This is a genomic window from uncultured Cytophaga sp. (assembly GCF_937863595.1).
Lineage (GTDB): Bacteria > Bacteroidota > Bacteroidia > Cytophagales > Cytophagaceae > Cytophaga.
The window spans coordinates 1-18,688 of the sequence record NZ_CALMGQ010000064.1; the positions used below are offsets into that span (position 1 = coordinate 1).

Sequence of the window (18,688 nt, forward strand, 5' to 3'; positions counted from 1 at the left end):
CATAAGAAATCAGATGGCACCATAGCAACCATCACAATTGTGAAAAGTCAATTGTCGATGCATTTAAATCATGGGGATCATGTAGGTGCATGTACACAAGCAGACGTTCCTGTTAAGCCGGTGGAAGCCGTTCCTCCAACACCAGAAGAGACGATTGTTATATGCCATAAGAAATCAGATGGCACCATAGCAACCATCACAATTGTGAAAAGTCAATTGTCGATGCATTTAAATCATGGGGATCATGTAGGTGCATGTACACAAGCAGACGTTCCTGTTAAGCCGGTGGAAGCCGTTCCTCCAACACCAGAAGAGACGATTGTTATATGCCATAAGAAATCAGATGGCACCATAGCAACCATCACAATTGTGAAAAGTCAATTGTCGATGCATTTAAATCATGGAGATCATGTTGGTGCATGTACACAAGCAGACGTTCCTGTTAAGCCAGTAGATCCAGTCCCTCCAACACCAGAAGAGACGATTGTTATTTGCCATAAGAAACAAGATGGAACAAAAGTGACGATTACGATTCCTAAAAATCAGAGACTAATTCATGCAGCACATGGGGATCATATTGGTGCTTGTACAACGGAAGAAACTCAGGTGAAAAAAATTACGCCACCACCTGCTCAGGAAAGTATGATAACCATTTGTCACAAAAAACAAGATGGGACAAAAGAAACATTGACAGTACCACAAAGTCAAGTTCAAATACATTTATCTCATGGAGATCATTTTGGTGTCTGTACTGCAGAGGATATGAATGGAAATTAAAAGAGTTGGGGAGTATGCATCCCCCAACTCTTTTTAATAATTTTGATTTAATACTGTTTTGATAGAATATAGTATAAGAAAATATATAAACTTTTAACACATGGATTTATTCACCGTTAAGTAATAACGTGTAAATTAAAGGGATATTAAAACCAATATTTTTTTAACGATTCAATCATAAGAGGGTGGATGTGTTTATTCGTTGCACATACTTCTTCTGCTGTTTGACAGCCTTCACTTCCGCCAGCAAAATTTGTAACAGAACCGCCAGCTTCGCGAACAATTAGAATACCTGCAGCAACATCCCACGACTTCAAATTGAATTCAAAATAGGATTCAAATCTGCCACACGCCACATAACATAAATCAATTGCCGCGCTTCCCAATCTTCTAACACCGTGTGATGTCTCAACAAAATGACGAATCAATGTGAAGTATTGTTCGGCTTTACCTCTTAGGCTATATGGGAAACCAGTAGCAATAAGGGATTCAGATAAAGTTTGAATTTTTGAAACTTCAATGGGTTCGCCATTCATAAATGCGCCGCCATCTTTGTATGCATAAAAACATTCGTTCCTAGATGGTTCGTGTACTACGCCAATCAACAGCTCTTCGTCTTGCGCTAAAGCAATACTGGTAGAAAATACAGGAATTTTATGTAAATAATTAGTTGTTCCATCCAATGGATCAATGATCCAGCGAAGCCCCGTTGTAGATTGTTCTATCGTCCCTTCTTCTGTTTCAAAGCCTGCTTCTGGAACAATTTTACGCAATGCTTCGATCAACATTTTTTCAGTTTCCTTATCAACGTATGATACCAAATCATTGCTTCTTCCTTTTGATTCAATATTTTTGAGTTCAAAATTCTTTAATTCTATTAATTGGAAGTCGCCTGCATCGCGGGCAATTTTAGTTACTTGAAGAGTAAGTTGGTGTAATTTTTCTGGACTAAACATGACGCTTTGAAAAGAATGAATAAATAAATAGTAGAGGCGAAAGTATCAATGCAAGTAGACCAATAAAATCTCCATGTTTTGAATAAAAAGTGTGAATGGAATTTATTTTTATTTTTTGTACTAAAGCATCTTGTACCCAATAGGCATTTTCTTGTAATACATTTCCGCGTTGATTTATAAATCCAGATGTGCCCGTATTCGCAGCACGAGCAATTGACTTTCGTTGCTCAATGGCTCGCAAACGTGCATATTGAAAATGTTGCTTGTGCCCTTGTGTATTTCCCCACCAGCCATCGTTGGTGATGATGCCAATAAAGTTTGCGCCGTTTGTTACATATTCACTTACGTATTCGCCAAAAATAGATTCGTAACAAATAACAGGTGCAACAGAAATGTTTGTATTGTTTTTTAATGCTCTTGCCATCGTGTCGCTACCAATAGACTGTACGATGCCACCTAAGCTGGAAGATACAAAACCAAATATTTCGGGGTAGGGTAAACTTTCTACACCAGGTACCATGCGAGACTTGTGATAAATGCTTACGCTCGAATCTGGATTGATGAGCATCGCTGCATTGTATGAATCGTAATAATACAAATGATCAGAAGTTTCTCTCGATGTAGCTGTTTTATGCAATGCGTCTACAAAACGATGGGAGTCAATACCTGTTAATATACTAACATTATTTTTTCGGGTGTAGTTTATCAAATAATTTACGAATGGATGTGTATTTACTTTATCCTCGTTCACATCGATAGGTAGCGCTGTTTCAGGCCATAAAATAAAGCGTGTCTGTGGTGTTCGTACCTGATCGCTTAAATGAATCATACGTTCAAATTGAACTTCGTAAGGTACTGCTTTGGGCGAGCTACTGAATTTTTCATTATACGGATCTAGGTTTGGCTGCACAACGACCACTTCAATTTCATCCCCTGTTTCTTTGTAGGTAGTATAAATAACCAACGATAAAATAATGGGTATACCTATCGTGCATATAGTATAGGCAAGGTAATTTTTGCTGAAAGTATACTTAATTGTTAGATACAATAATACGTTACAAATCAATATCCATAGTGATCCGCCAAACACGCCAGTATATTCATACCATTGTACGAGTATTGGACTTTTAGCAAATGCATTTCCGAGTGTCAACCAAGGCCAAGCAAGTTGCCAGTTGATATGCCAATATTCAAATACCAAATAAAAGATTATGAAGGAAATTAATCCGATACGTTCATTCGTTCTTTTTCGAACGAAATAAAAGAATGCGAACGGGATGGACATCAATAAGGGGTTTACCACAATTGCAAAAATGCCGCCTGCAGCTGTGGAATTATATACCCAATAGGTGGTGCCTATATTCCATATGAGTAATGCTAGATACGTATAAGATAAAAAACGCAAACCTTTTCTTTTTTTGCTACTTGCTTGAATAGCATCGAATAGGAATAATATGGGTATGAAAGAAATAAAGATAAACGGTACAAATGGAGACGTTGGCCATGCAAGAATAAAAGAAAATCCACTTATAAGAGAATAAATTATATAAGGGAATTTTATACATTGCTGATAAAATATTTTCGGCATAACTGCGTAAAGCTAAATGTTGGGTATTTTGATTTCCAATATCGAAAGGTAATAAAAGATTGATATGCAAAAAAATATAAATGACATTTGGTTGCAACCAAATATTGTGGAACATAGTGAACGGGTTGTTAAAAGTTACGCAACAATCACTGGTTGCAATCTCTTTGATCTCGGCTATTCTCGTGAATATCTGTCTTATCTGCTATATCACGCACCTTATGTTGTTGTTTCACATGGTATTGAAGAGGATCCAATTTTTAATTATGCCAATTTAACGGCTCAACAACTATGGCAATTAGATTGGGAGCAGTTTACGCAATTGCCCTCTCGTGCAACTGCAGAACCCGAAAGGGCTGAAGATAGGCAACAACTATTGGATGCAGCAACTGTTAATGGATACATTGACAATTATGAAGGCATTCGAATTTCTGCGAACCAGAAACGATTTAAAATACAAAAGGTATTACTTTGGAATCTTCCCAATGAAAAAAATGAGAAGATTGGACAAGCAGCCTTGTTCCGAAATTGGACAAATATTTGAAGATGTTGTAGGTAATAGGTATTAAGTTTTATGATTGTTGATTTTTAAAGATTTAAGCAAAAGACAAAATTGTCAATGCTATCTTCTTTTTTTCTGATCACTGACCACTCAAAACTGACCATTTTCCAGACAAACCGAACCTATTACTCAACAGTTTTAAATACCACCCGTTTCGTACCCGCATACAATTCGTATTGCATCAAACGGCATTCAATTTTAGCACTGTAAAATTTAATTTTACGTTTGGGTTTCAATCCTATGAATTTTGCTAAGTCCAAATTACCCGTGAATACAAAACCTTTATAGCCGCCACATTTTTGTTTGAAGAAATCTCCTATTTCTTTATACGTAAGTTCAAGTGACTCTTCATTTCCAAGACGTTCGCCGTATTCTGGATTTAGTACCACAACACCTGCTTGCCCCGGTTCAACTGGTGTATCTTGAAAATCACTTAGTACAAAATCAATTAAATGTTCAACACCTGCTAAAGAAGCATTTTCTTTCGCTGCATCTAGCGCACGTTGGTCGTGGTCTGAAGCAATAATTTTGAAAGGTAAATCAGATTTAACTTCATTCAATGCCAAATTTTTAATGGCATCAAACATTGATTGTTCATATCCAAGGATGTGTTGAAACCCATATTCCTTGCGCACCAAGCCAGGTATTTTTTGAATACCCATCAATGCGGCTTCAATAGCAATCGTGCCACTGCCACACATGGGGTTTATAAATGGAGTAGAAGGATCCCATTCTGTTGTCATTACTACTGCAGCAGCCAATGGCTCAGCCATAGGAGCTTTCCAAGGATTGATACGGTAACCATGTCTAGAAATAGGTTCACCAGACAAATCTAAATAAATGGATAGATCGCTTTCTCTCCAATAAAGAAAGATTACAACTTTATCGCGTAAAGGACCCGAATCTGGGCGCTTACCCGTTTTGGTTACAAAATAATCCGCTATTGCATCTTTGCATTTAACGTTTGCAAAGCGGGTATCCCGAATGGTACTATTTTGTACAAAAGAATCAATGCTGAAATAGGTATCGTTTGGAAATAGCGTATCCCATTCTATCTTTTTTGCAATGCGGTATAAATCATCTGGTGTATCTGCCTTGGCTTCCTTTAATAAGAAAAGGACTTTATTTGCCGTTCTTAAATGCATGCAGAGATACATTGCCGTTTGGGCAGTTCCTTCTACTACAATTCCGTGAGGTAGAATTTCTTTGATTGGAATGGAAAGTTGATTGATTTCTCTGCCTGTTAAAGCACTTAAATCAGGAGCACAAGTAATTAAAATATCGCTTGATTGCTCAAATATGGACGTTTTCAAAATTATTTCGATTATTGTGTAAAGATACCCATTTAAAAGGAAACTCTTTAAACTGTTATTACGTTGAATTCAGTATATAGAATATAATACAATTATTTCATAGAATAAATCAATAATATAGATATGAGTGAAGCATTTGATAAGGCTGTTGTAGAATCTAAATTATTACCATCCCAATCAAATGATACCTTATTGTCATTGTATAGTCTTTATAAACAGGCTACTGAAGGTGATGTAAACATTGAAAAACCCACTAATTTCTTTGATTTTCCAGGGATTGCAAAATTCAACGCTTGGGAAAGTTTAAAAGGAACAGCAAAAGAAGTTGCGGAACAAAAATATATAGATTTAGTAAAGAGTCTTGGGAATTAATTAAGGCATCTTTTGTACGATTTTGTTGGCTGTAGACATTTGTATATTTCGGGATAAAAAATCTTATGAAAATACGTGTTACAGCCAACTTTTATTTTTAGCCATTTTTATATTTTTTTTGCAATAAGTAAAAAATACCATTGAAAGTATAAAAACTACCATTATTCTACATAGGGTTATTGTATCTTTATGTTGTAATGAAAAATAATATTCCAACAATTGATATTTGTAGCTTATCCGAATTAAAGGAAGATGATATTTTAATAAATAGACTTTCTGATTATTTGAAGCAACATACCAATTTACATTTTCCACACAAACACAGTTTTTACCATTTAATTTTTTTTACGAAAGGTTCTGGTTTCCACTCGATAGATTTTGATCGATTTAACATTCAAAAAAATCACATCTATTTTATGATTCCTGGACAAGTGCATACATGGGAATTTAAAGGAGAACTGGAAGGTTACGTAGTGAATTTTTCAGATGCTTTTTTTAAATCCTTCTTATTGCGTTCGGATTATATTGAAAGTTTTTCTTTCTTTTCAGGAATTGCATCAGCATGTGTTTTAAATCTTTCAAAAGATCAAGGACAAGAAGTTCAAGGAACGTTTGAAGAATTAATAATACAATCAGCGACTTCTCATATGCATCGTTGGGATATGATACGTGTTTTATTGTTAAAAATATTTATTACTCTTGAACAAAAAAATAACGAAGATGTATTAATAGGTGTATCTAGTTATAATGTTGCGTTGCTTAAAAATTTTCGAAAGCTAATTGAAAAAAATTATAAAAAGTTAAGACTTCCGATGGAATATGCGGACTTGTTATATATTACACCAAATCATTTAAATGCATTATGCAAAGATCAATTGGGTATTGCAGCAGGTGAAATTATACGTAACAGAATTATTTTGGAAGCAAAACGTATGTTAATAAACCAACAAATTAGTATTTCTGAAATCGCATACGAACTAAACTTTAAAGACAACTCTTACTTTAGTAAATTCTTTAAAAAGCAAGTTGGCATTGTACCAGAAGAATTTAGAAAAAAAACGCATTAATATTAGACTGTACATAAATTATGAAAGCAATCAATACACTAATGGCATTGGTAACGTTAAAATGTCCTAAATGCCATAAGGGAAATATGTTTATTCATCCCAATATGTATTCTTTTAAGAGTACGAATGATATGCCTGAAGATTGTCCATGCTGTGGACAAATCATGAAGCCAGAACCTGGCTTTTATTATGGGGCCATGTATGTGAGTTATGCATTATCTGTAGCATTGTTCATTCCCACTTTCTTTATAACAGTATATTTTGATTTGTCCTATATAGGTTTTTTAATTTTCTTCAGTATTATAACTGTTATTTTATCGCCCTATTTCTTTAGAGTGTCCAGAGCGGGTTATTTATATTTGTTTGTGCGATATGATAAAAGTAAAGCAACTTGTAAGCATTGATTAAAGTGGAATCTTCGTATAAAAAATAAAAAAATCCGAACACTTTTTACTGTGTTCGGATTTTCTATGTAATCCATTAATTTTTAATTACTGCACCTTGCTCAGTCTGCCAACAGTAACAACATTATTGTAATGAAGAACTACTTGATACAAGCCTGGTCCAAAATCACTTGGTATTTGTTGTCCGATTGTGGAAGAAGTAAATGTTCCATTCGCCACCGAAAGGCCTGCTATATCTAGGATCTCGTAGGATACGCTTAATCCACTTTCGGGCATTTCAATAGAGAAAGCATCTGTTGCGGGGTTCGGGAAGAGTGTGATACCTGCTTGAGAAAGTGATTTGGAAATTCCAGTCGCTACTGTATTTATATCTAGCGTTGTTGTATTTGTTTTATTTGCTTGATTCGTTTCTGTTACAGAAATGGAATAACCAGTAGATGCTGTTCTCGCAACTGGCGAAGTTGCGTTATCCCAATCTACGGTTACCACATTTGTATTTTGGCCGCTTGCAATTGTACCACCCGTTACAGACCAATCGTAGCTGAAACCTGTTTGATTAAATACACTATATACTGCATCTTGTTCTCCTGGTGTGATTGGGTTTGGTCCAGTGATAGCTGTGCTAAATGCACCACAAGGGTCAATAGTAAGGGTTACTGAAGGGGATATTGCATTACATGCACCATTATCTTCTTGGATTGAATAACTTCCCATATGGGATGCTGTGTACGTTAAAATTTTTGCTCCAGTTATAGGCAATCCATTATAATACCATTGCACAGTATTTCCCATGAAAGTAGTTGCAGTAAATGTTGCTGTTGAACCAACACAAACTGTTTGGTCTCCTTCCACGATTGATGGTCTAGGAACAGATTTTATATTCAATGTAACTATGTTAGAAGCAACAGGGTTATTAGCACTACAAATCAAACTTGATATTAACTCAACGTAAACTTGATCACCGTTGTGTAATGAAGCACTTGAGTATGAACTATATTCTGTACCAACTGTAGATGCAACTGCTGAACCAGAAGGTTTCACATACCATTGATACGTTGGAGTGGCACCACCATTAGCTGGTATTGCATTAAAAGATATTGGAAATCCTTCACAGAGAGGATTAAATGGAGTTGAAATTATAACTATTGGAGTTACTGAATTTACAATATCCAACGTAATGCTAGCTGATTTACTACCTGTATTGCAGCTGTTAGTTGTTTCAACAACTACTTTTAATACTTTTCCATTATCTCCAACTAGTACTGGGGAGTAAGTAAAAAAAGCACTATTTGTTCCAACTAGTGTCCCATTTAAACTCCAAGCATAGCTCAGCGTTCCTGTGCCCGTTGTAGAAGCCGTTGCAGTAAATGTAATAGGAGCTGATTCTGAACATACTTGACCTGGATCATTGATTGATACGGTTACTACTTCCGGTATCGTAATGGTTTTTGTAACAATATTACTTGTTACAGTTCCACACATTCCAGAAGTTTCTAGCCTGCGGAATTGTGTTGTGTAGGTTAAGGCTGTAGGAATATAAGTTGCATTGGCAGCGCCAAAAATATTTGAAAATGATCCAGATTCATCAGATTGCCACTGATAGGTATATGTCCCTGTACCGCCTGTTGCTGCAGATATTTCGGTTATTGTATAAGGAATGGTTCCTGCACAAATTGTTTCGTCTGTACCGATAACGCCTGACATCAATTCTGGAAGCACGGTAATGTGAACGACGTTACTATACGCTACATTGCATGGTGCGATACCCGCATCTGTTATTACTCTTCGAAGATAAACATCTTGAGTAAGCGGAATGGAAAATGAATAAGTAGCATTGGTTGCACCAGTCATAAGTGTGAATGGACCTGAAGCCATTACGGATGCTTCCCACTTATACGTTGGTGTTCCAATAATATTTGTTGGAGCTACTATTTGGGTAATTGCTGTTGGAAAGTAACCGAAACAAATGGTTTGGTCTGCCCCAATAATACCAGCACTTATAGAGTTTGTGCATTGAGCGTAATTAACATTATAGAGACTAATTAAAAATGTAAATAAAAGTAAAATTTTTTTCATATAGTGAAATTTTAAATATGGATTGAAAAGTATGTATTGATGTATTTGTGAAAGAAAAGGTAACTAAGTAACATATGTCATACAATACCTAGTTATAATGAGATATCCGTCCCGATAGAGCTCGAGACGGATATTTTTATTGAATTTTATAAAGATGAAATTACTCCGCGTGCTTAAACTGTCTCAAGAAACGCACATCATTTTCTGTAAACAATCGTAAATCTTTTATTTGATATTTCAACATTGTGATACGTTCAATACCCATACCAAAAGCAAAACCACTATATACTTTCGGGTCAATCTTGGCATTGATTAATACATTGGGGTCCAACATACCTGCACCGCCAATTTCTACCCAACCACTTTGCTTACAGATGTTGCAGCCCTTACCATTACAGATAAAGCACGAGATATCCATCTCAGCACTTGGTTCCGTAAACGGGAAAAAAGATGGACGAAAACGGATCTGTGTATCTTTCCCAAACATCTCTTTAGAGAAATGATACAGCGTATTTTTTAAATCTGCAAAGCTTACATTTTTATCAATGTAAAGTCCTTCTATCTGGTGAAACATGCAATGTGCACGCGCTGAGATTGCTTCGTTGCGATATACACGTCCAGGAGAAATGGTTCGAATAGGAGGCTTTTGATTTTCCATCACACGTACCTGCACACTCGATGTATGCGTACGCAATACAATATCTGGATTACGTTCAATAAAAAACGTATCCTGCATTTCGCGTGCGGGGTGATTCTCTGGAAAGTTTAATGCTGTAAAATTATGGAAGTCGTCTTCAATTTCTGGTCCATCCGATAAATTGAAACCCATGCGTTCAAACACTTTATATATTTGTTCGCGCACCACACTTATTGGGTGGCGACCGCCTAGTTCGTTTGGAATGCTCGGTAAAGACGTATCAATTTGTTGATGCGTATTATCGTCGGAATTTCCAGTGTTCAACTTCTCTTGAATTTCTTCAAATTTTGTTTGGGCAAGAACTTTTAATTTGTTCATTTCTTGACCCATGGATTTTTTAACTTCGGGTGCTACCGTTTTAAAATCGAATCCATCAAAAATACTTGTAATCTTACCTTTTTTACTTAGGTATTCCAATCGGAATTCTTCCAACTGTTCTTTGGTATCAATCGAAAAAGATTCTATCGATTGGGTAATTTCTTTAATCTTGTCTAGCATATAGATTGCAAAAATAATAAAAGTTTAAGGTAGTTACTAGTTTCTAGCTACGAGTTACTAGACTTTTCTGTGGGATAGGAGAACATGTGTTTACTAGTTGAAGGTTACTATAAAACATTGGTTGTGCTCTGGCGTCAGTCTTTAACGGAAGCCTTTCGCTTAAAGAGCTTCAATACACCATTGAAGCCGCCCTAAGTCATTTTTTATCAGTTTTGTCAGGTAAATCAGTGGTTCAGACAATTTTAGCAATTCACACAATTTCGAAAGTGTTTGAAGGTGCTTATACTAGCTGATAAATAAGTCTAAATTACCTAAGTGCTAAAGCCTAAAATTATTTTAATCATTTAAATCAAAAGGATCATCGTTCAGTCAATTTTAACCATTCAGACAATTTTTCATCAAATAAGTGGTTCACACAGTAAAATACCCTATTTTTACCCCATGTCTTTAATAAGCGAAACGGCTGCCTTAATTAAAAAAGAATTTCTACTTGAATTCCGACTGCGTTACATGTTTAATGCGGTGTTGGTGTATTTAGCGGGCGCTATTTTTATTTGTTATTTCGCATTTTTTGGTAGAGGAGGGGATTTATCGCCCATGACATGGAATGCCTTATTTTGGATCATCGTTTTATTGGCATCGGTTAATGCAGCGTCTAGGAGTTTTTTGTTGGAACGCAATAGTCGACATTATTACTATTATTTTATGGCCAGCCCTGGTGCTATCATACTTTCTAAGCTATTTTATAACATTGTTTTACTGGTACTTATGGCACTCATTGGCTTATCATTATTTACCTTGGTGATGGGTAATGTGGTTCAAGATCTTTCTATGTTTGTGTGCATCGCAATTATTGGTGCTGCCAGTTTAGCCTCTACCTTGACTTTTGTTGCAGCCATTGCTGCTCAAACGCAGCACAGTATGACATTGATGGCAGTATTGAGTTTTCCCATAGTAATTCCAGTCTTATTGGTATTGATTAAAGTTTCAAAAAATGCCATAGATGGATTGGATCGCAGTATTTCATTTCAAGATTTAATCGTTTTAACAGCAGTGAATGTGATCACAATCACGGTTTCGTATCTATTATTTCCCTATCTTTGGAAGAACTAATAGAGCCGTTTATTAGTTTGTTAGAATACGGGGAATCACACAGATTTTCCAAACATTAAAATACCCTATGTAATGCGAAATCTCCAAAAGATATTGTTTAACATAGAATAAATAAAGTATCCATACCTGTTGATTCCGAATCAACATTATATTATAGCAGAAAAATATGCGTTCAAATTCCTCACCCTACGCTTGGTGGAAATTACTAGCCATTGTTTTATTAATATATGCAGGAACGATGGGTTTCATAGGAGATGTCCCCCGTTTGGCTATTTTAAATGAAACCATCCGTAACTTGTATTTCCACGTACCCATGTGGTTTTCAATGACCACGTTTTTATTAATCGCTATTATTTATTCCATTAAATTTTTACGTTCAGGGAACTTACTGCACGATCGCATTGCAGTAGAGTTTACACGTACGGGAATGTTCTTCGGTATCCTCGGATTATTAACAGGTATGATGTGGGCGAAGTTTACATGGGGCACATTCTGGACAAAAGACCCAAAGCTTAATGCCGCTGCTATCGCCATGCTGATTTATACCGCGTACATGATTTTGCGTGATGCAATTGCAGATGAAGATAAACGAGCACGCATCACGGCAGTGTATAATATATTTGCCTTTCCGGCGTTTATGGCTTTGATTTATATCATGCCACGTTTAACCGATTCGCTACACCCAGGCAATGGCGGAAACCCAGGTTTTAATGGGTACGACAGAGATCATCAAATGAATATGATATTCTATTCTTCTATTATAGGATTTATATTGTTGGGCACTTGGATAACAACATTACGTATTCGCTTGCGCATGTGGGCAGATAAAAAAGATGGTTTAATTATAGATACTAAAAAACATGATTCTTAAAAAAATATACTTCTTATTGAATTTGCTTGTATTATCAAGTATTTCAACTTTTGCGCAACAACCCCAATCCGTTGATATGGCGGATGCCTTTCGTGCAGATGGTAAAATTTATGTAGTAATTACTGTTGTAACAATAATCCTTTTGGGCATATTTGTTTATCTAATTTCCTTAGATAAAAAGATTGGAAAAATAGAAAATGAATACAAAGAACAAAACTAAGTATTCAAGATGAAAGCAAGTTATATAATACTCTTGGTTGTAATTGCTGTTGCTGTAGCGATCATCTTTTCAAGCACAGGTAGTGCGAGTGAATACGTTGACTTTGCACAGGCAGAAAAATTAGCGCAAGAAGGCGACAATGAAATGGTACACGTAGTTGGTTCATTGGTTAAAGATGCTTCTGGTCAATATGTAGGGATGAGTTACAATCCAGGTATTGACCCCAATCATTTCGAATTTATATTGAAAGATACCAAAGGCCGTGAACAAAAGGTCTTGTATTTTCAACCCAAACCTCAAGACTTTGAGAAAGCAGAGCAGATCGTAATTATCGGTCATGCGAAAGCAGGAGTTTTTGTTGCAAATAAAATATTAATGAAATGTCCTTCAAAATATGAGGACAAAGAAATAAAAATCTAATTATGAATCTGCTTATTGGCGATTACGGACATTTATGTGTCATCATCTCTTTCTTTGCTGCACTCCTTGCTTCCTACGGTTATTTCGAAGCTGCAAAAGAAAATCAATTAAATAATAAATCTTGGCTGGTATTTTCACGCATTGCTTTTGCAATACATGCCTTATCTGTATTTGGAATAGTGGCAACCTTGTTTGCAATTATTTATACGCATAGATACGAATATCACTACGCTTGGAGCCACTCTTCGAATCACCTTCCCGTTTATTATATGATTTCTTGTTTTTGGGAAGGGCAAGAAGGGAGTTTCTTATTGTGGATTTTCTGGCATGCGATATTAGGTATTATTCTTATTAAAGTGAATAATAAATGGGAAGCTCCAGTGATGTCTATTTTCATGTTGGTACAGGCGTTCTTGGCCTCAATGATTATAGGCGTTGTCATTCCTTATTTGAACACTAAAATTGGTTCATCTCCTTTTATATTGATGAAAGAATCGATGCCTGATTTACCTGTCTTTCAAATGCGCCCCGACTTTATTGCAGAAGATGGAAATGGATTAAATCCCTTGTTGCAAAACTATTGGATGGTCATTCACCCACCAACCTTGTTTTTAGGTTTTGCGCTTACCATCGTTCCATTTGCATATTGCATGGCTGGGATGTGGAAAGGATGGACGAAAGAATGGATACGTCCTGCTTTGCCTTGGGCCTTGCTCGGTGGTGTTGTGTTGGGTACAGGTATTATGATGGGTGCGTATTGGGCATATGAAACCTTAAATTTTGGTGGATATTGGAATTGGGATCCTGTAGAAAATGCGGTCTATATACCTTGGTTGATTTTAATAGCTGCCATACATTTAATGATTTCGTATAAGAACAGTGGCACTGCATTGCGTGCGGCTGTTATTATGGTAACCCTCGCATTTTTGCTGGTGTTATACGCTACCTTCTTAACACGAAGCGGAGTATTAGGAAATTCATCTGTACACTCCTTTACAGATTTAGGATTATCTGGTCAGCTGGGTTTGTATTTAATTACTTTTACAGTATTAGCTGCTATATTAATTATTCGAGCATGGTCTTCCATGGAAGATACACAAAAAGAATCATCTGTTTATTCTCGTGAATTCTGGATGTTTATTGGTGTCGCTTTTTTAAGTTTGGCATCGTTTCAAGTGTTAATCATGACGTCCATGCCTGTATTCAATATGATAGCAGGCTGGTTTGGAATTGATTTGGCTGCTGCACCACCTTCTAGCCCTGAAACATTTTATAGTTATTGGCAAATGGGTTTTGCATTTTTCATCGCCATACTTTCTGGCATGGGACAATTCTTTTGGTGGAAGAAGATTGATAGCAAACAATTGTGGGATGCCTTATACTTACCTATCATTTTATCCTTATGCTTTACAACACTCATTATTTTATTAGGTGTACTGGATGCGTATAAAGGAGAAGAAATAAATATGTATGTAAAGATTGGATACATCTTATTAATCGCCGCAAGTCTATTTTCAATTTTTAGTAATATCATGATTTTTGTGAAAGTAATTAAAAACAATTATCGTCTAACAGGTGGTGCCATAGCACACATTGGTATGGCAATGATGTTTATTGGTATTTTATTTTCTGCGGGATATTCAAAAATTGTATCCTTAAATACGACAGGCTTATTGTATTCAAAAGAATTTTCGGAAGATGTAAATAGAGACAATTTATTATTGTTTAGAGATACTCCTGAAAAAATGAAAGATTTGCAATTGGTGTACAAAGGCCAACGTATAGAGGTAAAAGGCTATGGCGGATATGTAAATAAAGATTGGATATTCCCAACAGAGGATCCATACAAAGTAATATTACGCAAAGATATTAAAGAGAAAGAGGTAGTTGTATTTCATAAAGGCGATACACTAGAAACAAATCCTGAGAATACATTTTATGAAGTTGCTTATATAAAAGAAACAGGAGATACGTTTAAATTATTTCCTCGTATTCAACAAAATCCTAAAATGGGAAGTGTTGTTTCACCAGATATCAAACATTTTGCAACGAGAGATTTATACTCGCACTTATCTGCAATACCGTTGAATCCGGATGAAAGAGATTGGTCGCCAGTTGAAACATATAGCATTAAACTAAACGATACCATTTTCATTAACGATTATGTGTGTGTATTCAAACATGTGGATGTGTTACATGCAGTGCCTGGGGTTAACTTAGGAGAGAATGATTTTTCCATTGTAGCACATTTGATGTTACTGGGAGAAAATGGACAAGCTTATCCCATACATCCCAATCTTGTTATCCTTGCAGACCAAGGTGCTTCTGGCGCTATACCAGAGATGAATGAAGAATTAGGTGTTAAAATAAGTTTAGAGAAAGTAAAACCAGAAAGTGACGAATTTGTTTTCTCTGTTCAAACTTGTCAAAAAGATTACATCATCATTAAGGCAATAGAAAAACCAGGCATCAATATTTTGTGGATTGGTACGCTGATGGTTATCATTGGTCTTGCAATGGCTATGTTCAGAAGATACAGAGAATTTGTTGCGATGCGTGACAAAGGGCAAGAGATCGCATAATAAAATTCCAAATTCCAAATCTCAAATCTCAAAAACCAAGGTTCATGTTCTATTTAAAATAGTACATGAACCTTGGTTTTTTTTGCCTTACTTGTGAATATTTACAATCATGAAGCGCCACAGTCATAGTGCTACACTTCCTGCTTGTCCTTAAAATCCTTTATAAATCCTGTTTAGACAATATAGAATGTTAGATAATTGCGAATTTGTCTGAATAAAGATTCTGCATTGAATTTGAAAGATTGGAGCGGTGGTTTTAATCTTAAACAGAGCACTTTTTTTTGGCAAACATACAATTTTTTATATTTCTGTTAACATATGTTAACAGAAATATAAAAAATTGTATTCTAATAATTAATGTATTAATATTGTGAGATTTATTTAATTCCGTTAAATGAATTTAGTTTTAACTTTTACAAAAACATTTAAAAAAACATGTTACTATCAACTAATCAACTAATCAACTAATCAGAAAATTTTTCCTGTTCGCTCTTTTATTAAGCTTTTTTAATTGCAGCAAGAAATCAGCAGAAGTAACTCCTGCAAATCAAAATCAGATAGCGCCAGGTGTTACAGCAACAAATGAATACATGAGATTTGAATCCATTGATGCGTATGAAAACTTTTTTAAGCCTGGCAGCGACAGCAATCGAACTAAATTAGAAAGATCTGCAGCACAGAATCAGACGCATCCATCCATGTTAAGAACTTCTAATTTAAGAACATCAAGTACAATTGTAGATTCGTTATACCCAGACTTTTTAAAAGCAATTTTAAATGCCGATGCAATTACACAAATTGGAGATTATCTTATTAAAGTAGATATGGAAAATGGAAAAGTGCTTGTTTTGAAAAGTGAAGATAAGCAAGATTATAATGATTTAGTTACAAATAATGTATCAAATGCCAAAATCATGGTGTATAGTACAGATGATGATGTATTAGATCTATTGGCAAATGGTTTATCTTCATCAAACGAACGCACAACGTTGTTTTGTGGTAGAAAAGCTGGGCCGCCAAATAAAGATAGCGGATATGAATATTATAATAATAGCGATTCAAATTGGAGATTAGATTGTAAAGTTGTGAATCAAAATGCTGGAATTTATTTTTCGTTACAAGCCAAAGCAAATAAACAAAAATATTCAATTGAAGATAATGATCATAAAACATTATTTTTAGATTATTATTTTGCGTATACTCCCAAATGTAAAGATGGTGCAATTGGTTATGGAACAGATAAAGAAATAGATAAATCTGATATCAATAAGCGTATCTATGAAAGTTCTAGGGGGCTAGAAAGTTATCTTTATACAGTAAGATTTAGATTAGATAATGGTTATGCAACAAGATATTATCAAATCAGTTTTCAATAAATGAAGGTAATTATTTTAGCCATTTTAGGTATGATTGGCACACAATGTATGTGCCAATCATACCTGAGTTTTAGTCCTTCTATTGGTCTTCAGCGGTGCTTTGCAAGACATATTGGAGACAATAACTCTTCAATTTTTAAAAATAATTCATTTAACCAACAAGTGCAGTTGGGTTTTTTGCTAGATTATCATTATAAAGATAAGTGGGTGGTTTCTACAGGTTATGTATATGATCACGCAGGATATGCCTATAGTTTAAAAGATAATTCTTCTGTAAAGAAAGATTCAAATTTTATTTCTTATTCACATTCAAGCGCAATGCGTACTTTATCAATACCATTAAAAGTATCCTTTTTGTTAAAAGAAGTAAATGTCGTTAAATCTAAAAGCAAGCATCCTACTTCAATGCAAAGAAGCATTACTGAAATAAATAGGGATACTCATTTATTAAATTTTTTATTTAAATTGAATGCAGCTATAATTTATAATCATGTACCTGATAGACCATTTCCTAAAGCGACATACTCAAATAATCAAGTATCTACAACTAGTGAATATAGTACTATTAATAGAAATGGAGTTTCTATTTCTTTAGGTTTTTCTATTCATTTTTTACGTCGCGGAAAAGAATTTATTGGTTTAAATTTTTATTATTCACAAGGTATAACTTCATATGAATCTATAAAAATTAGTTATACAACTTTATCCAATAACCAATCTTATCAAGAAAATCTTATTACAAAAGGAACTAATTGTGGTATATCAATATTTTATCCAATTAAAATAATTACTTTTAACAAGTCTAAGTTAAAGTAATATGAAAAGTAAATTTTTAATGTTCATATTACTTTCTTTCTTATCAAAGTCAATTCGTGCCCAAACGTATTTTGCGTTGACACCTGTATTGGGTATAGGTACTAGTTTTTCAAAAATAAAATCAGACGATTCTTTTAGTGCGAAAAATAATTTTGCGTCCGTTTTTACTCGGTATGGGTTTCTGCTGAATTTTCATAAAAACAAAATCGGACTTTCTAGTGGAATCACATTATCTAGGAGTTTAAATGTAAACTTTTCATATAAGCACAATATATTTTCAAATAGTATATATGTTTTTGCCGTACCAATATTACTTTCTTATGATTCAAAAGAATTCAATTTATTTTATATAAAAAATAATCGACCTTACATGGAAGACGAAGAGGAAAATGTAAAATCAAACTTCTTTTTGATGAGTTTTAAATTGAGACCTTTTGCAGGAATAAATATTGACTTTGTTGACAGAATGTCGGAGGACACAGTAATAAATAAAGGATATGATTATACAGAAACATTACAGTATTCTATTCTTAATAACAATGGACTATCTTCAATCTTTGGATTTACAGTACAATTTTTACAAAAAGGGAAAGAACGTTTAGCCTTGAATTTTTATTTCAATCAAGGGTTAACGAAGTATTTAAGTGCAAATTATACGTATACTGAAAATAATAATACCCAAACGACGAGTGTTGTTTCAAAAGGGTCATACATATCCATTGGTTTAAGCTACCCAATTAATATATGGGATCTTGAAAAGAGAAAAGTAATAAAAGGAAAATTTTAAAAGTCGGCGTGTTTGAAGTGGATGATAATTTCTATAACATCAATTTGGCTTTTACACAACTGACTTGCTATTCCCAATTTCCTTTAAATCCTTTATAAATCCTGGTTCAGACAATTGCGCATTTGTCTGAACCAGGATTCTTGAGATTGAATGGGAAATACAGGAGCGGGCTTGTGTGGAATATTTTGAATCAATT

18 protein-coding genes are annotated in these 18,688 nt (G+C 34.8%); 13 read left to right on the top strand and 5 right to left on the bottom strand.

Going from position 1 to position 18,688, the window contains the following annotated elements:
- On the top strand, window positions 1-777 hold a 777-nt coding region (locus tag Q0543_RS05600), incomplete at its 5' end, for a hypothetical protein (protein WP_299250236.1).
- Window positions 778-923: 146 nt separating this feature from the next.
- Here the strand turns inward: Q0543_RS05600 and Q0543_RS05605 are convergent.
- Complete coding sequence (locus Q0543_RS05605) at window positions 924-1,733, bottom strand: inositol monophosphatase family protein (RefSeq protein ID WP_299250237.1); 810 nt, start codon at window positions 1,731-1,733, stop codon at window positions 924-926.
- Window positions 1,726-3,321 carry an apolipoprotein N-acyltransferase gene (lnt, locus tag Q0543_RS05610; protein WP_299250239.1) on the bottom strand — a complete coding sequence of 532 codons (1,596 nt, stop codon included), beginning with the start codon at window positions 3,319-3,321 and terminating at the stop codon, window positions 1,726-1,728. Before lnt ends, Q0543_RS05605 begins: the two co-directional genes overlap by 8 nt.
- A gap of 64 nt (window positions 3,322-3,385) precedes the next feature.
- Between lnt and Q0543_RS05615 the strand changes: the two genes are divergently transcribed.
- A complete protein-coding gene (locus Q0543_RS05615) occupies window positions 3,386-3,862 on the top strand; it encodes an MEKHLA domain-containing protein (protein WP_299250241.1) in 477 nt (158 codons plus the stop codon).
- 143 nt (window positions 3,863-4,005) lie between these two features.
- On the opposite strand, the gene Q0543_RS05620 is transcribed toward Q0543_RS05615, so the two are convergent.
- Entirely contained in the window at window positions 4,006-5,193 is a 1,188-nt protein-coding gene (locus tag Q0543_RS05620) for a THUMP domain-containing protein (RefSeq protein ID WP_299250243.1), read from the bottom strand.
- Between the two features lie 123 nt (window positions 5,194-5,316).
- On the opposite strand from Q0543_RS05620, the gene Q0543_RS05625 reads away from it, so the two are divergent.
- The 3 genes from Q0543_RS05625 to Q0543_RS05635 all read left to right on the top strand — a co-directional run bounded on the left by Q0543_RS05625 (window position 5,317) and on the right by Q0543_RS05635 (window position 7,036).
- Complete coding sequence (locus tag Q0543_RS05625; RefSeq protein WP_299250245.1) at window positions 5,317-5,565, top strand: acyl-CoA-binding protein; 249 nt, start codon at window positions 5,317-5,319, stop codon at window positions 5,563-5,565.
- A gap of 197 nt (window positions 5,566-5,762) precedes the next feature.
- Window positions 5,763-6,632 (top strand): AraC family transcriptional regulator, encoded by an 870-nt coding sequence (locus Q0543_RS05630; RefSeq protein ID WP_299250247.1) that lies wholly within the window; start codon window positions 5,763-5,765, stop codon window positions 6,630-6,632.
- Between the two features lie 20 nt (window positions 6,633-6,652).
- Entirely contained in the window at window positions 6,653-7,036 is a 384-nt protein-coding gene (locus tag Q0543_RS05635) for a DUF983 domain-containing protein (RefSeq protein WP_299250249.1), read from the top strand.
- Window positions 7,037-7,123: 87 nt separating this feature from the next.
- Here the strand turns inward: Q0543_RS05635 and Q0543_RS05640 are convergent, their stop codons facing one another.
- Together Q0543_RS05640 and pheS are read right to left on the bottom strand one after the other, a co-directional pair.
- Window positions 7,124-9,112: a hypothetical protein gene (locus tag Q0543_RS05640; RefSeq protein ID WP_299250250.1), complete on the bottom strand. Its 1,989-nt coding sequence runs from the start codon at window positions 9,110-9,112 to the stop codon at window positions 7,124-7,126.
- A gap of 160 nt (window positions 9,113-9,272) precedes the next feature.
- Window positions 9,273-10,307, bottom strand: coding sequence for a phenylalanine--tRNA ligase subunit alpha (pheS, locus tag Q0543_RS05645; protein ID WP_299250251.1), 1,035 nt, complete (start codon window positions 10,305-10,307; stop codon window positions 9,273-9,275).
- 441 nt (window positions 10,308-10,748) lie between these two features.
- On the opposite strand from pheS, the gene Q0543_RS05650 reads away from it, so the two are divergent.
- The 8 genes from Q0543_RS05650 (at window position 10,749) to Q0543_RS05685 (ending at window position 18,492) form a co-directional block, all read left to right on the top strand.
- Entirely contained in the window at window positions 10,749-11,420 is a 672-nt protein-coding gene (locus Q0543_RS05650; RefSeq protein ID WP_299250253.1) for a heme exporter protein CcmB, read from the top strand.
- Between the two features lie 166 nt (window positions 11,421-11,586).
- The gene (gene ccsA / locus Q0543_RS05655) at window positions 11,587-12,291 is read left to right on the top strand and encodes a cytochrome c biogenesis protein CcsA (protein ID WP_299250255.1); all 705 of its coding nucleotides are present in this window, start codon (window positions 11,587-11,589) and stop codon (window positions 12,289-12,291) included.
- On the top strand, window positions 12,281-12,511 hold the full coding sequence (locus Q0543_RS05660) for a CcmD family protein (protein ID WP_299250257.1): 231 nt from the start codon (window positions 12,281-12,283) through the stop codon (window positions 12,509-12,511). The genes ccsA (Q0543_RS05655) and Q0543_RS05660 overlap by 11 nt, the downstream gene beginning before the upstream one ends.
- Before the next feature lie 9 nt (window positions 12,512-12,520).
- On the top strand, window positions 12,521-12,931 hold the full coding sequence (locus tag Q0543_RS05665; RefSeq protein WP_299250259.1) for a cytochrome c maturation protein CcmE: 411 nt from the start codon (window positions 12,521-12,523) through the stop codon (window positions 12,929-12,931).
- A gap of 2 nt (window positions 12,932-12,933) precedes the next feature.
- The gene (gene ccsA, locus Q0543_RS05670; protein WP_299250261.1) at window positions 12,934-15,513 is read left to right on the top strand and encodes a cytochrome c biogenesis protein CcsA; all 2,580 of its coding nucleotides are present in this window, start codon (window positions 12,934-12,936) and stop codon (window positions 15,511-15,513) included.
- 590 nt (window positions 15,514-16,103) lie between these two features.
- Complete coding sequence (locus Q0543_RS05675) at window positions 16,104-16,889, top strand: hypothetical protein (RefSeq protein WP_299250264.1); 786 nt, start codon at window positions 16,104-16,106, stop codon at window positions 16,887-16,889.
- Complete coding sequence (locus Q0543_RS05680; protein ID WP_299250266.1) at window positions 16,890-17,705, top strand: hypothetical protein; 816 nt, start codon at window positions 16,890-16,892, stop codon at window positions 17,703-17,705.
- 1 nt (window position 17,706) lies between these two features.
- Complete coding sequence (locus tag Q0543_RS05685; RefSeq protein WP_299250268.1) at window positions 17,707-18,492, top strand: hypothetical protein; 786 nt, start codon at window positions 17,707-17,709, stop codon at window positions 18,490-18,492.
- Window positions 18,493-18,688: the final 196 nt, after the last annotated feature.

Coding starts and splice junctions, on each gene's coding strand:
- Q0543_RS05605 (WP_299250237.1), bottom strand. CDS start 1,733: ATGTTTAGTCCAGAAAAATTACACCAACTTACTCTTCAAGTAACTAAA.
- lnt (WP_299250239.1), bottom strand. CDS start 3,321: ATGCCGAAAATATTTTATCAGCAATGTATAAAATTCCCTTATATAATT.
- Q0543_RS05615 (WP_299250241.1), top strand. CDS start 3,386: ATGCAAAAAAATATAAATGACATTTGGTTGCAACCAAATATTGTGGAA.
- Q0543_RS05625 (WP_299250245.1), top strand. CDS start 5,317: ATGAGTGAAGCATTTGATAAGGCTGTTGTAGAATCTAAATTATTACCA.
- Q0543_RS05630 (WP_299250247.1), top strand. CDS start 5,763: ATGAAAAATAATATTCCAACAATTGATATTTGTAGCTTATCCGAATTA.
- Q0543_RS05635 (WP_299250249.1), top strand. CDS start 6,653: ATGAAAGCAATCAATACACTAATGGCATTGGTAACGTTAAAATGTCCT.
- Q0543_RS05640 (WP_299250250.1), bottom strand. CDS start 9,112: ATGAAAAAAATTTTACTTTTATTTACATTTTTAATTAGTCTCTATAAT.
- pheS (WP_299250251.1), bottom strand. CDS start 10,307: ATGCTAGACAAGATTAAAGAAATTACCCAATCGATAGAATCTTTTTCG.
- Q0543_RS05650 (WP_299250253.1), top strand. CDS start 10,749: ATGTCTTTAATAAGCGAAACGGCTGCCTTAATTAAAAAAGAATTTCTA.
- ccsA (WP_299250255.1), top strand. CDS start 11,587: ATGCGTTCAAATTCCTCACCCTACGCTTGGTGGAAATTACTAGCCATT.
- Q0543_RS05660 (WP_299250257.1), top strand. CDS start 12,281: ATGATTCTTAAAAAAATATACTTCTTATTGAATTTGCTTGTATTATCA.
- Q0543_RS05665 (WP_299250259.1), top strand. CDS start 12,521: ATGAAAGCAAGTTATATAATACTCTTGGTTGTAATTGCTGTTGCTGTA.
- ccsA (WP_299250261.1), top strand. CDS start 12,934: ATGAATCTGCTTATTGGCGATTACGGACATTTATGTGTCATCATCTCT.
- Q0543_RS05675 (WP_299250264.1), top strand. CDS start 16,104: ATGAGATTTGAATCCATTGATGCGTATGAAAACTTTTTTAAGCCTGGC.
- Q0543_RS05680 (WP_299250266.1), top strand. CDS start 16,890: ATGAAGGTAATTATTTTAGCCATTTTAGGTATGATTGGCACACAATGT.
- Q0543_RS05685 (WP_299250268.1), top strand. CDS start 17,707: ATGAAAAGTAAATTTTTAATGTTCATATTACTTTCTTTCTTATCAAAG.